Source organism: Nocardia sp. 149-1B, assembly GCF_057747975.1.
Genome location: NZ_CM173233.1, coordinates 1137863 through 1151072, shown reverse-complemented (window position 1 = coordinate 1151072; position 13210 = coordinate 1137863). Strand labels below are relative to the sequence as shown.

Annotated in this window: 9 protein-coding genes; 1 reads left to right on the top strand and 8 read right to left on the bottom strand. The window is 72.8% G+C overall.

From position 1 onward, the window contains the following. The first annotated feature begins 18 nt into the window (after positions 1 to 18). Positions 19 to 4560, top strand: a complete 4542-nt coding sequence (locus AC3ANS_RS05495; RefSeq protein ID WP_488295159.1) for an FtsK/SpoIIIE domain-containing protein — start codon at positions 19 to 21, stop codon at positions 4558 to 4560. A gap of 59 nt (positions 4561 to 4619) precedes the next feature. Here AC3ANS_RS05495 and AC3ANS_RS05490 read toward each other — a convergent pair whose 3' ends face one another. The 8 genes from AC3ANS_RS05490 to AC3ANS_RS05455 all read right to left on the bottom strand — a co-directional run bounded on the left by AC3ANS_RS05490 (position 4620) and on the right by AC3ANS_RS05455 (position 13116). Continuing rightward, on the bottom strand, positions 4620 to 5540 hold the full coding sequence (locus AC3ANS_RS05490) for a hypothetical protein (RefSeq protein WP_488295158.1): 921 nt from the start codon (positions 5538 to 5540) through the stop codon (positions 4620 to 4622). Further along, on the bottom strand, positions 5534 to 6115 hold the full coding sequence (locus AC3ANS_RS05485; protein ID WP_488295157.1) for a hypothetical protein: 582 nt from the start codon (positions 6113 to 6115) through the stop codon (positions 5534 to 5536). The genes AC3ANS_RS05490 and AC3ANS_RS05485 overlap by 7 nt, the downstream gene beginning before the upstream one ends. A 71-nt stretch (positions 6116 to 6186) precedes the next feature. After that, complete coding sequence (locus AC3ANS_RS05480; RefSeq protein ID WP_488295156.1) at positions 6187 to 6480, bottom strand: WXG100 family type VII secretion target; 294 nt, start codon at positions 6478 to 6480, stop codon at positions 6187 to 6189. Positions 6481 to 6636: 156 nt separating this feature from the next. Then, positions 6637 to 7725 carry a ScyD/ScyE family protein gene (locus tag AC3ANS_RS05475; RefSeq protein ID WP_488295155.1) on the bottom strand — a complete coding sequence of 363 codons (1089 nt, stop codon included), beginning with the start codon at positions 7723 to 7725 and terminating at the stop codon, positions 6637 to 6639. A gap of 174 nt (positions 7726 to 7899) precedes the next feature. Continuing rightward, positions 7900 to 8874 carry a methylmalonyl Co-A mutase-associated GTPase MeaB gene (meaB, locus tag AC3ANS_RS05470; protein ID WP_488295154.1) on the bottom strand — a complete coding sequence of 325 codons (975 nt, stop codon included), beginning with the start codon at positions 8872 to 8874 and terminating at the stop codon, positions 7900 to 7902. Further along, complete coding sequence (gene scpA, locus AC3ANS_RS05465; protein WP_488296432.1) at positions 8874 to 11009, bottom strand: methylmalonyl-CoA mutase; 2136 nt, start codon at positions 11007 to 11009, stop codon at positions 8874 to 8876. The genes meaB and scpA overlap by 1 nt, the downstream gene beginning before the upstream one ends. A gap of 23 nt (positions 11010 to 11032) precedes the next feature. Next, entirely contained in the window at positions 11033 to 12736 is a 1704-nt protein-coding gene (locus AC3ANS_RS05460) for a methylmalonyl-CoA mutase family protein (protein ID WP_488295153.1), read from the bottom strand. Between the two features lie 125 nt (positions 12737 to 12861). Further along, complete coding sequence (locus AC3ANS_RS05455; protein WP_488295152.1) at positions 12862 to 13116, bottom strand: hypothetical protein; 255 nt, start codon at positions 13114 to 13116, stop codon at positions 12862 to 12864. Between the last annotated feature and the right edge of the window lie 94 nt (positions 13117 to 13210).

The window sequence follows — 13210 nt, the reverse complement described above, 5'->3', positions numbered from 1 at the left end:
AGACTGAGCCTGAGCGTGGTGGACGGTACGACCCAGGCGCAGCACGAGGTGCTCGTCGACGCGCCACCCGACTCCGCCGTGGCCTCGCTGCTGCCCGCCCTCCTCCGCGCTGTCGGTGGTGACATGCACCCCAGCTTCGCCCGGCAGAGTGCGGTGTGGGTCGACGGGCGGCGGGTCGACCCCGACGACACCCTGCGCGATGCCGGTGTGGTCCCCGGCTCGGTGGTGGTGCTGCACGAGCCCGACGGCCGCACCCCGGAGCTGCCACGCGGGGTCGTGGAGCTGCGCGTGGTCTCGGGCCCGGGCGCGGGACGCGTGCACCGGCTGGGCATCGGCGACTTCGAGCTCGGCAACGGAGCGGCCGGGATGTCCCTGCCCGACGTCCTCCTCCCCGTCGACGCGGTCCGGCTGCGGGTCACCACGGCCGCCGAGATCGAGATCGTCTCCGTCGCCCCGGAGCTGCGCGCCGGGCTCCGTGTCGACGGCCACGACCCGGACGTGCCGGCCCCGGCCCACGACCTCGACCGGAGCGACGACGACCACGACCCGGACTCCCTGATCGACTCCCTGCCCGACGCTGCCCTGACCCGCAAGGAACGGCGGCGCAAGAGGCGGCGGGCCCAGCAGTCGACGCGGCACGTCCCGGACGCGGCGCCCACGGACCCGGAGCCCCCGACCTGGCCCGCCGGCGCCGACCTGCGCCTGGGCGGCACGGTGCTGCAGTGGCACCCGGTCTGGCAGCCCGACGCGGACGTCAGCCGGAGCGAGGAGCTGCTCGGCACCGACTTCAACCGGCCGCCCCGGCTGGCGCGACCCGCGCGGGAGGGCGCGTTCGTGATCCCGGGCGAGCCACGCGCCCCCCGCCGGGCGACCCTGCCGTGGCCGATGGTCCTGGCGCCCCTGGTCATGGCCGGCCCGATGGCACTGGTCTTCGGCAGCTACCGGTTCTTGATGTTCGCGGCGCTCTCCCCGGTGATGGCGCTGTTCAACTTCGTCGCGCAGCGGCGCGGCTCGGCCCGCGACTACCGCGAGCAGCTGCTGGCCTACCGCCAGGAGCTCGCCTCGGTGCTCCGCCGGATCGCGATCGCCGAGCGGCTCGAGCGCGACGAGCTGCGCCGTGACCGTCCGGACCCGGCGGCGGTGCTCCTGGCCGCGGCCGGGCCGGGTCAGCAGCTCTGGATGCGCCGGCGTACCGATCCGGACGCCCTCACCCTGCGGGTCGGTGTCGCCGACGTCCCCTCCGCGGTGCGCGTCAGCGACCGATCGCGCAAGGAGACCGACGAGCCTCGCGAGCCCGACGTCCTCGGCGACGTGCCGGTGGCGGTCTCGCTGAGGGACGTACCCGTCGTCGGGCTCTGCGGCGACGACGCCGAGGTCGACGCCCTCGCCCGGTGGTTCGTGGGGCAGTCGGCAACCCTGCACACGCCCAAGGACCTGCGGGTCGTGGTGCTCACCGGCAGCGACCGTGAGCGGCAGTGGGGCTGGACCCGCTGGCTGCCGCACTGCCGGGTCGACGGCGAGCCGGTCGCCGCGGTGCTCGGCACCGACCAGGGAAGCGTCGGGCGGAGACTCGCCGAGCTGGTCCACCTGGTCGAGTCCCGCCGGGGCGACGGCACGCTCGGCGGCGTCTCCGGAGCCGGGTTGCCGCCCGGCCCCGACACGCTCGTCGTGCTCGACGGCGCCCGGCGGCTCCGCTCGCTGCCCGGGGTGGTCACACTGCTGCGCGAGGGAGGCGCGGCCGGGGTCTACGTGGTCTGCCTCGACGAGGACGAGCGGTCGCTCCCCGAGGAGTGCGCCGCGGTGCTCGAGGCCACCGGCGGTCGGGTCGAGCTGCGGCGTACCGGCTCGGCGGCCGTCGCACAGATCCGGCCCGACCTCGTCGAGCCGGCGTGGGCCGAGCGCGTCGGCCGGGCCCTCGCGCCGCTGCGCGACACCACCCCCGATGTCCGGTCGTCTGCCCTTCCCTCCTCGGCGCGCCTGCTGAGCCTGCTCGAGCTGGAGGAGCCCACCCCCGAGTCGGTCGCTCGGCGGTGGGGACCCGACGCCCGCACCGACGTCGTCCTGGGCGCCGGGTTCGACGGCCCCTTCCGACTGGACCTGCGCCGCGACGGCCCCCACGCGCTGGTCGCCGGCACCACCGGGTCCGGCAAGTCCGAGCTGCTGCAGACGCTGGTCGCCTCGCTCGCGATCGCCAACAGTCCCGAGCAGCTCACGTTCGTGCTCGTCGACTACAAGGGCGGGTCGGCGTTCAAGGACTGCGCACGACTGCCGCACACGGTCGGGATGGTCACCGACCTCGACACCCACCTCGTGAGCCGGGCGCTCACCTCTCTGGGCGCCGAGCTGCGACGCCGGGAGCATCTCCTCGCCGTCCCCGGCGCCAAGGACCTCGAGGACTACGTGGCGCTCCGCAAGCGCGACGAGACCCTCCCAGCGATCCCACGGCTGGTGATCGTGATCGACGAGTTCGCCAGCCTCAAGGCCGAGCTGCCCGACTTCGTGACGGGCCTCGTCACCATCGCCCAGCGCGGCCGGTCGCTGGGCATCCACCTCGTGCTCGCCACGCAGCGGCCCTCGGGCGTCATCTCCAACGATATCCGGGCGAACACCAACCTGCGCATCGCGCTGCGGGTCACCGACGAGGCGGAGTCGCGCGACGTGATCGACGCCCCCGACTCGGCGACGATCGCCCCGGACCAGCCGGGGCGCGGGTACGCCCGACTGGGGCACTCCTCCCTGCTCCCCTTCCAGGCCGGCCGCGTGGGCGGCGCTCGCCCCCGAGAGCACGCGGCCCTCCCCGCGCAGGTGGACCCCGTCGCGTGGACGGTGCCGTGGACGCAGGTCGGCCACCCCGCCCCCGCTCGGGCCGGGCAGTCCGGTCCTGCGACCGACGAGGGCGACACCGACCTGTCGGTGCTCGTCGAGGCGGTCACCGGTGCGAACGACGTCCGCGGACTCGCGCCGCAGCACTCGCCCTGGCTGCCCGAGCTGCCCCGGACCGTGCTGGTCGAGGACCTCACCGCGCCGGGCGCTGACCCGATGGACCCGGACGTCGTGACCGGGTGGTCCACGGTGTGGGCGCTCGAGGACCACCCCGAGGACCAGACCCAGGTCCCCCGCCGCTTCGCCCTGGGCGGCGGTGGGCACCTGTACGTCGTCGGTGGTCCCCGGTCGGGACGCTCGACGGCACTGCGCACCATCGCCGCCGGGCTCGCGCGGGCGGCCCGCTCCCGCGACCTGCACCTCTACGGCCTCGACTGCGGCAACGGCGCGCTGCTGCCGCTGACGGCGCTGCCGCACACGGGTGCGGTGGTGCAACGCACCGAGGTCGAGCGCGCCGGTCGGCTCCTGGACCGGCTCGCCGACGAGGTCAAGGCACGGCAGGACGTGCTGGGCCGGTCCGGCTTCGCGGACGTCGACGAACAGCGTCGCGCTGTCGGCCCCGACGAGCGGCTGCCGTACATCGTGCTGCTCCTCGACCGCTGGGAGGGCTTCGTGTCCGACCTGGGCGAGGTCGACACGGGCCGGCTCACCGACCAGGTGCTCACGCTGCTGCGTGAGGGGGCCAGCGCCGGCGTGCAGCTGGTCGTGACCGGCGACCGCTCGCTGCTCAGCGGCCGGATCTCGACGGTGGTCGAGCACAAGCTCGTGCTCCGACTGCCCGACCGTGGCGACTACGCCACCGCCGGGCTGAAGCCGAAGGACCTCCCCGACGAGATCCCCGACGGCCGCGGGTTCTGGGCTGACTCCGGCACCGAGGCACAGGTGGCGGTGCTCGGGACGGACACGGCGGGTGCGGCGCAGAGCGACCTGCTGCGCGAGCTCGGCCGCCTGCTCACCGATGCGGAGCGCGACCTCCCGCCCGCGCCCGTGCACCTGCGGCCGGCGGCGCTCGCCCAGCTCCCGACCACCATCGGCGCGGACGAGGTCCTCCGCGAGGCGCCGGTGTTCGCGCCGGCGATGGTGCCGCTCGCGATCGGCGGTGACCGGCTCGAGCTGCTCACCGTCGAGGCCACGGCCACCCCGGCGCTGGTCGTCGGTCAGCCGCGGACGGGACGCACCAGCACGCTGTGCTTCGTCGCTGCCCATGCGATCCGGACCGGTCGCCCCCTGCTCGCCTTCACCCCGGTGGCGAACGCACTGACCCAGCTGGTGGGCGAGGCTGCCGTCGTCGGGACCGACGCCTCCCCCGAGGACGTCGTCGGCCGGCTCCGCGACCTCCCCGACGGCTCCCTGGTGCTCGTCGACGACGGTGACCTGCTGCGCGACGGCCCACTCGCCCCGGTGCTGACAGCCGTGATCCGGCAGGGCCGGGAGCGGGAGTTCGCCATGGTGGTCGCGGGTGGGGTGTCCGAGCTCTCGGGCGGCTTCTCGGGCTGGGTCGTCGAGGCCCGCAAGGGGCGCAAGGGTCTGCTGCTCTCGCCCCAGGAGTCGCTGCAGGCGGACGTGTTCGGGGCGCGGGTCTCCCGCACGTCACTGGTGTCGCGGGTGACCCCAGGTCGCGGGGTCCTGTTCAACGGCGACGGCGACCAGGTCGGCGTGCAGGTGCCCCTCACGTGACAACCGCTCCGAGCCATCGGCTCGGAGCGGTCGTCCGACGCGGTCAGCAGAGGGGCCGGTCAGCTGGCTCCGGTCACCACGCTCTGCACCTCGTCGACGCGCAGGACCGCGGTGCTGGTCGGTCCGTCGAGGGTGGCCGGGGCGTCCGGGATCACGATGTTGACCCCGTCCATCTCGAACCGCAGGGTCCACGTGGCGTGCGCGCTCGCTTGGTAGGCGGGCCGACCGTGCCAGGTGGCGGTGCCGTTCCGCGAGGAGCGGTCGTAGGTGTAGGTGCAGGACTGCTCGGCCGCGGCCGAGCTGCTCACCCACGGGCAGGTGATCGACGACCCGTCACCGGTGTCGACGGTGATGTCGCGGACGGTCGCGATCGCCCGCAGACCGAACGCGGAGGTCCCCACCTGCTCGGCGTTCGAGCCGTCGAGCCAGAACCAGGTCGGCAGGTTGACCACGCTGCGCCCGGTCGGGCTGGTCAGCAGGTCCGGGAGCGTCAGGTCGATCTGCCCGATGGCGGTCTGCGCCTGCTCGGCCAGCGACGGTGGCTGGGGGGCGTTGCCGCCCAACCACATGACGGTCGGCGCGGGCGGGCCGAACGTGCCGAAGCCACCCGGCAGGCACCACCGGACGACCGGCTTCGCGTCGTCGCTCGGCTTGGGGCCCGGAGGCATCTTCCAGGGGGTGTGCCAGGGCTCGTAGTAGCAGGCGTTCGTGCCGATGCAGAAGGTGTAGTCACCGCCGAGCACGCAGGTGGGCTGGCTGCTCCCGCCGCCGCTTCCACCGTCGTCACCGTCTCCCCCGGGCCCACCGGGGTGCGTGCAGACGTAGTGCTGGTTGGTGTCCCAGTGACACTCCGCCGCACCACCCGCCGACGCCGGGCCGGCCACCAGGCCGGGCACGATCGTGGCGACCATCAGCAGAAGCGTCACGACGGGGATCGCGGAGCGCCACCGGGGCCGCTTCGCAGAGACTGCGCTCAACATGGTGTGTCCTTCTGGTCCACTCCGGTCAGCACCCACCCGTCGTCCGCGCGCTCAGCCGCGAACGTCGCCAGCAGGCTCGGCTGACCGCGGTCACCGTTGCCGACCTGCTTCTGTGACTTCGGGACCACGAAGAACTCGCGGCCGTCGGTGCAGACCTGGAGCTTCGCCTGGTCGCCTTCGACGTCGACCGACTCGACGCGGTAGTGGTACTGACCCAGGATGTGTAGGTCCTGGTCGAGGATGTTCTTCTTCGTGTTGTCGACGAGCAGCTCGGCGTAGTCCGGCGACAGGATCCCGTCGTAGACCGAGGGGTCGGTGTTGTCGGCCTGGTCGGCCTGAGCGTCGACGCGCTCGTAGGTCTTGACGAGGCGGCGCAGGGCGGCCTCGTCGTCAGCCGGACCGGCACTGGCGCTGCCGGAGCTCGCACCGAGGCTCAGCGACGGGGTCGGCTCCTCTGCGCCGTCGGCGCCGCCCCCGGAGCACCCGGCTCCAGCACCCAGCAGACCGACCAGCAGCATCCCCGTCCCGGCCCGGCGCAGCCGGGGCGCGGTGGCTTGCGAACGAACAGGCAGCACGCGGTCTCCTGAGATCAGAGCAGAGGCTCCAGAGGCGGCAGGGTCGGCGCCGGGCATCGGCCCGGCGGCCCTCACTTGATCGTGTAGGCCGCGTCGATGTCCGCGAACGCCGCCGATGCCTTGGTGAGGTAGGTCGACATCTCCTCGAGCAGACCGACGCTCTTCATGTTCGCGGTCGTCCACTCCTCGTACGTCGTGTTGAACGAGTCACCGGCCGAGCTCTTGAAGCCGCCGGACTCGCGCAGCTGGTCGACCTGGCTCTTGGCCGTGGTGAGGATCTGCTCGAGCTGGTTCTTGATCTGGGCCAGGTTCTTCGCCTGGGCCTCGATGTCACCGTGGGAGACGGAGATGGAGCCTTGGGTCATGATCACTCCTGAGGGGAACGACTGTCGGACGACGTACTCCTCCCCCCGTGACCGCCGGTCAAACCTTGCGGTCGAGATTTCCGGGTCCCGCCGGGCTACGGGCGGCGTCGTGCGGGCCCCGGACGATGGTCCGGGGCCCGCACGACGCATCACAGGTCAGTGGCGGAACCGGACCACCTTGCCGTCGGGGGCCGCGCCGTCGGGAGGCAGCACGTCGATGGTGGCGTAGACGTCGCCGTCGCTGATCTCCACCGCTCCCGGGAGCCCGACCGGAGCGTAGGGCCGGACCGTGGTGCTCCCCCGGCGGATCGTGGCGAGCTGGCCCGCGAACAGCTCGGCCACGATCAGGTCGCCCCGGGGAGTGACCGCCAGGCCGGTCGGCGTCATCAGGCCTCCGACCACCCGCACGGTCGCGCCGGTGGCGGGGTCGATGCGATACACCGACCCGAGCGGCATCTGCTCACCCAGGCCGCCACCCTCGGTGGTGACGTACAGCTTGCCGTCGGGGCCCAGCTCGACGTCGGTCGGCACCGACTCGCCGTAGTAGGTGTGGCCGACCGCGCAGTCCGGCAGGCTCATCGCGGTCGCCAGGTCCTGGGTGACGGGCACCGGGACCGCCGGCGTGACGGCAACGGTCCGGATCGCGCCGCCCCGGCCGATCGCGAGCACGGCGTTCATGCCGGCGTCGGCGACGTACACCCTGTTCTTCGTCTGGTACGTCGCATACGGGTGGGAGTCCGGCCGGCCCGTGTAGGTCACGGGGCCGGCGTCGGCCGGCCACTGGGCGGCGCAGTCCGCGTCGAGGTCGGGGATCCCGTAGCTGATCGTGCCGTCGGGGTTCTGGGCGTCCTCGAACGCCCGGACGTGTGCGAGCGTGCGCACCTTCCCGGACGGCGTGACCTGCTTGACCCAGGAGTCCGACGGCTCGCCGGCCTCGTCCTTGGCCGTCTCGGTGAACACGAGCACGCCCTTGCGCACCGAGACACCGCCGACCTCGTTGCCGCCCTTGGCGGCGTAGATCGTCTTGGGGGCCTTGCCGGGGCGCATCTTGCTGAGCACACCGGCGAAGTTCTGGGTGACGAAGACGTCGTCGCCGTCGACCGCCAGGCTCAGCGGCGCGACGAGGTGCCGCGCCAGCGTCCGTGGCTCGGGTCGGCCGTCGGCCGCGTGGACGGCGGGCGCGACTGCCGTGCCGAGCAGGGAGAGCGCTGCGGCGGCTGCCGGGATCAGGGGGGTTCGACGCATGTTTCCTCCGAAGGTGGCTCGATGTGCACGCCAGTGTGGAGGTCCCGTGGTCCCGATGGCACGGGGTCGGTGTCCCCGATCGACGGGACGCCGCGCCGGGACGTGCGGAAATGACCCATCCGGGTCATCCAGCGGTCCAGACCGCACCCGGGCGTCGGCCGGGGAGACCGTGGGTCAGCGCGTCTCGTCGAAGGCGGCCAGGATGCGGTCGGCGGCGACCGTGGCGGGCAGCTCGCCGGAGAGGACGGCATCGCGTACGTCGGACCGGATCGCCTTGACACCCGGCGAGTGCCGCAACCGCTGGTCGAGCTCGTCGCGGACCAGCGCCCAGGTGAAGTCGAGCTGCTGGAGCGCCCGCTTGTGCGCCAGTCCGTCGGCCCCGAGGTGCTCGCGGTGGCCGAGCACGCGCTCCCACACCTCGTCGACGCCGGTGTCGTCCAGCGCCGAGCAGGTCACCACGGGTGGCGCCCACTCGCCGTGGCCGCGCACGAGCCGCAGCGCGCCGGCCAGGTCGCGGGCCGCGACCCGGGCCTCCATCTGGCGGTCGCCGTCGGCCTTGTTGACCGCGATCACGTCCGCGATCTCGAGGATGCCCTTCTTGATGCCCTGCAGCTGGTCGCCGGTGCGGGCGAGGGTGAGGAACAAGAACGTGTCGACCATGCCGGCGACCGTCACCTCGGACTGGCCCACGCCGACGGTCTCGACGAGCACGACGTCGTACCCCGCTCCCTCGAGCACCGCCATCGCCTGCACGGTGGCGCGCGCGACCCCGCCGAGCGTGCCCGCGGACGGCGAGGGCCGGATGAAGGCCCGCGGGTCCTGGGCGAGGCGAGCCATCCGGGTCTTGTCGCCGAGCACCGAGCCGCCGGTGCGCACCGAGCTCGGGTCGACCGCGAGCACGCCGACCCGGTGGCCGGCCGCGGTCAGCCTGGTGCCGAGCGCCTCGATGAAGGTCGACTTGCCCACGCCCGGTACGCCGGAGATGCCGACCCGGACCGCGCCACGTCCCGCGCCCGCGAGCTCGGTGAGGAGCTCGCGGGCCTGGACGCGGTGCTGCGGGCGGGTCGACTCGACCAGGGTGATCGCCTGGGACACCGAGGCGCGCACTCCACCTCGGATGCCCTCGACGAGGGCCTGGACGTCCGGCATCAGTGGCCGAGCTGCTCGCGCAGCCGGGCCAGCAGGTCGAGAGCGGACTGGGCGATGACGGTGCCGGGCAGGAACACCGCGGCGGCCCCCATCTCCAGCAGCGTGGGGACGTCGTCGGGCGGGATCACGCCACCGATCACGATCATGATGTCGGGACGGCCCTGCTCGGCCAGCGCCTTCTTCAAGGCGGGCAGCAGCGTCAGGTGACCTGCTGCGAGCGAGGAGACCCCCACGATGTGGACGTCGGCGTCCACAGCCTGCTGGGCGACCTCCTCGGGCGTCGAGAACAGCGGCCCCACGTCGACGTCGAAGCCGAGGTCGGCGAAGGCGCTGACCACGACCTTCTGACCGCGGTCGTGGCCGTCCTGGCCCATCTTCGCGACCAGGATGCGGGGACGACGACCCTCGGCCTCCTCGAAGGCCTCGGTCTCGGCGAGGACCTGCGTCACGGCGGCGTCGCCGGCCTCGTCTGCCTCTGCGCGGTACACGCCGCTGATCGTACGGATCACGGCCTGGTGCCGCCCGTAGACCTTCTCCAGTGCGGCCGAGATCTCACCGACGGTGGCCTTGGCCCGCGCGGCGTCGACCGCCAGGCCGAGCAGGTTGCCGTCGAGCGTGCTCGACTTGCCACGCTCGGCGGACTGGGTGAGTGCCTCCAGGGTGCGCTCGACCTCGTGGTCGTCGCGCTCTGCGCGCAGCCGCTCGAGCTTGGCGATCTGCTGGCGGTAGACGTCGTCGTTGTCGACCCGGAGCACGTCGAGCTTGTCCTCGACGTCCAGGCGGTAGGTGTTGATGCCGATCACCTTCTGGGCGCCCGAGTCGATGCGCGCCTGGGTGCGGGCCGCGGCCTCCTCGATGCGCATCTTGGGGATGCCCTGCTCGATCGCGGCGGCCATGCCACCGGCCTGCTCGGCCTCGAGGATGTGCGCCCACGCCCGCTCGGCGAGGTCGTGGGTGAGCCGCTCGACGTAGTAGGAGCCGGCCCACGGGTCGATGGTGCCGGTGGTGCCGCTCTCCTGCTGCAGCAGCAGCTGGGTGTTGCGGGCGATGCGGGCCGAGAAGTCGGTCGGCAGTGCGATCGCCTCGTCCAGCGCGTTGGTGTGCAGGGACTGCGTGTGGCCCTGGGTCGCGGCCATCGCCTCGATGCAGGTGCGGCCCACGTTGTTGTAGACGTCCTGGGCGGTCAGCGACCAGCCGGAGGTCTGGCTGTGGGTGCGCAGGCTCAGCGACTTGGGGTTCTTCGGATCGAACTGGCGGACCAGGCGGGCCCAGAGCGCGCGGGCGGCGCGCAGCTTGGCGACCTCCATGAAGAAGTTCATGCCGATCGCCCAGAAGAACGACAGACGCGGTGCGAACTGGTCGATGTCGAGGCCGGCGTCGAGGCCGGCGCGGATGTACTCGACGCCGTCGGCCAGCGTGTAGGCCAGCTCGAGGTCGTTGGTCGCCCCGGCCTCCTGCATGTGGTAGCCGGAGATCGAGATCGAGTTGAAGCGCGGCATCTTCTCGGCGGTGAACTGGAAGATGTCGCTGATGATCCGCATGCTCGGTGCAGGCGGGTAGATGTAGGTGTTGCGGACCATGAACTCCTTGAGGATGTCGTTCTGGATGGTCCCCGCGAGCTGCTCCGGCTTCACCCCCTGCTCCTCGGCCGCCGCGATGTACATCGCCATGATCGGCAGCACCGCGCCGTTCATCGTCATCGAGACCGACATCGCGTCGAGCGGGATGCCGTCGAACAACGTGCGGGCGTCGTAGATCGAGTCGATCGCCACGCCGGCCATGCCGACGTCACCGCGCACCCGCGGGTGGTCGGAGTCGTAGCCGCGGTGGGTCGCCAGGTCGAACGCGACCGAGAGACCCTTCTGGCCGGCCGCGAGGTTGCGGCGGTAGAACGCGTTGGACTCCTCGGCGGTGGAGAACCCGGCGTACTGCCGGATCGTCCACGGCTGGGTGGTGTACATGGTCGGGTAGGGCCCGCGCAGGAACGGGCTCAGGCCCGGCAGGGTGTCCAGGGCGTCGAGGCCCTCGAGGTCGGCGGGCGTGTAAAGACCCTTGACCTCGATGCCCTCGGGCGCCAGCCACGGCTTGCCGACCGAGTCGGCGGGGCCGGTCCCCGCGCCACCGGCGAGCGGCAGTCCTGCGAAGGTCTTCGGGACGGTCACGACAGCTTCTCCCTCGTCCGGGTCAGGAAGTCCAAGGCGTCGACTCCCAGTGCGCAGGAGTCGTCGACGTAGTCCGTCGGCTTGCCCGCGATGATCACGTGCTGAGCACCGGCGGCGCGCAGGGCGGCGGCCGCCTCGGCACCCCACTCGGCGTACGTCGGGTCGGCGCCCGCCAGGCACACGACGGGCTGGCCGGCGTAGGCCGCGACCACCTCGTCGGGGTCGGCGGTGGCACCGGCGAGCTCCACCGAGATGCCGCCGGCGGCGAACAGGTTCGTGGCGAACGTCGCGCGGGCCGTGTGGGTGGCGATCGTGCCGAGCGTCGCCAGGAAGACCGGCGTCGCCGCCGGCTCGTCGCGCAGCGCCTCGAAGGCCGCGCCGTACGGCTGCACCCCGTCCCAGGCGTCCCACGGCGCGCGTTGCGGCAGGACCTCGGCGCCGTTGGGGAACTCGCTCAGGCCCGTGATCGGACGCCTTCGGCGAGCGATCTCGGCCGCCCGCTTCGCCACGGCCGCCGCGATCGCGTCGTCCAGGCCCTCACCGGCGTCGAGCTTGCCGAACAGGTCCCAGGCCACCAGCGCCAGCTCGTCGGTCAGCTTCTCGACCGCGTAGGAGCCACCGGCCGGGTCCACGACATGGGCCACGTGGGCCTCGTCGATGAGCAGGTGGGAGGTGTTGCGCGCGACCCGGCGGCCGAGCTGCTCGGGCCGGCCCAGCGGGCTGTCGAACGGCAGCACGGTGACCGCGTCGGCTCCGCCCACGCCGGCGGCGAAGGCCGCGACCGTGGTGCGGAGCATGTTCACGTAGGGGTCGTAGCGCGTCATCATCGGCCGGCTGGTGACCACGTGCTGGCGCTGCGGGACGTCAGCCGACTCGCTGAGCTCGAGAACTCGGGCCCAGAGCCGGCGCGCTGCGCGGAGCTTGGCGATCGTGGGGAACTGCTCGTCGGTCGCGGCGTAGCGGAACTCGACCAGCTGCGCGGCCTGCTCGACCGAGAAGCCGGCGTCGGCCAGGGCCCGGAGGTAGGTGACGCCGGCCGCCATCGACCAGGCGAGCTCTTGGGCGTCCGAGGCGCCACGATCGTGGACCGGGGTGGCGTCGATGACGAAGCCGAGGACGTGACGGTCGAGTGCCAGGCGGGCCACCTCGGCGGTCGCCGCGTCCGCGGGCACGCCCAGGTTGGTCGCGGGGTGCAGCTCGTGGCCCTCGGCGTACGCCAGGAAGGCAGCGGGGTCCACACCGTCGAGCACCACGGGGGCGAGGTCGAGCTTCACCCCGTCGAGGAGCGTGGCGAGGTCGGATCCGCCACGGACCCACAGCGAGGTGACGCCGCCCTCGAGGTCACCGAGCGCCTCGTCGTTCGCGACCTTCGCATCGCCGCCGTCGACGTACGCGCGGACGTCCCAGTCACCCTGGCGCACCGGGCGACCGCTGGTCACGACCTCGTCGAGGAGGGCGCGGGTGCCGAGCGGCGTGACGCCGATGCCGTCGAGGGTGGTGCGGGTCAGCTTCTTCCAGACCAGGTCGTCGGGGTCCTCGTCGGTCAGCCGCCGCGCCTTGCGCAGGACCGCCGCCGCACCCTTCTCCCAGTCCGCGATCGTCCAGGCATCCTCCGGAGAGGCGAGGTCGAGCGACCCCTGCTCGGGCTCGAGCTTCGCGGGCTCGTCCAAGCCGCCTTCCACTCCACCTTCGACACTCATGACTTGCACGATAGGCCGATCGCACAGCCACCGGCCACGCGATGTGACGTTTTCGGACCAGGTCACGACCTAGGTCCCGCACCCGCGGGCCGAAGGTCGGTCCGCGCCGGTAACAAGCGCGAGCGTCACCCTCCGGCGGTGCGCCACCATGTCGGCTGCGACGTCGCGGACAGGTCGAGCGCCACCTGCCGCTCCGCGATCACTCCCAGCGCCCGGGCCATGCGCGCCTCGAGCGGGCTGGTGTCGCCCAACGCGGCGAGCTTGGCCGCCTCGTCGCGCAGCAGCGCGTGGAACCTCGCCACCTCCGGCCCCTCGGCCGCGATGCGCAGGAGACTGCGCCCGGCCTCGTCGACCGTCATCACCACCTCCGGGTCCGCCACCAGAACAGCCAAGCACCGACCACCGACACCGGCTTGATCGCCGTGGCGCGACCTCGCTCGCCGACAACCGACGCCGACCTCCGTGCGTCCCACC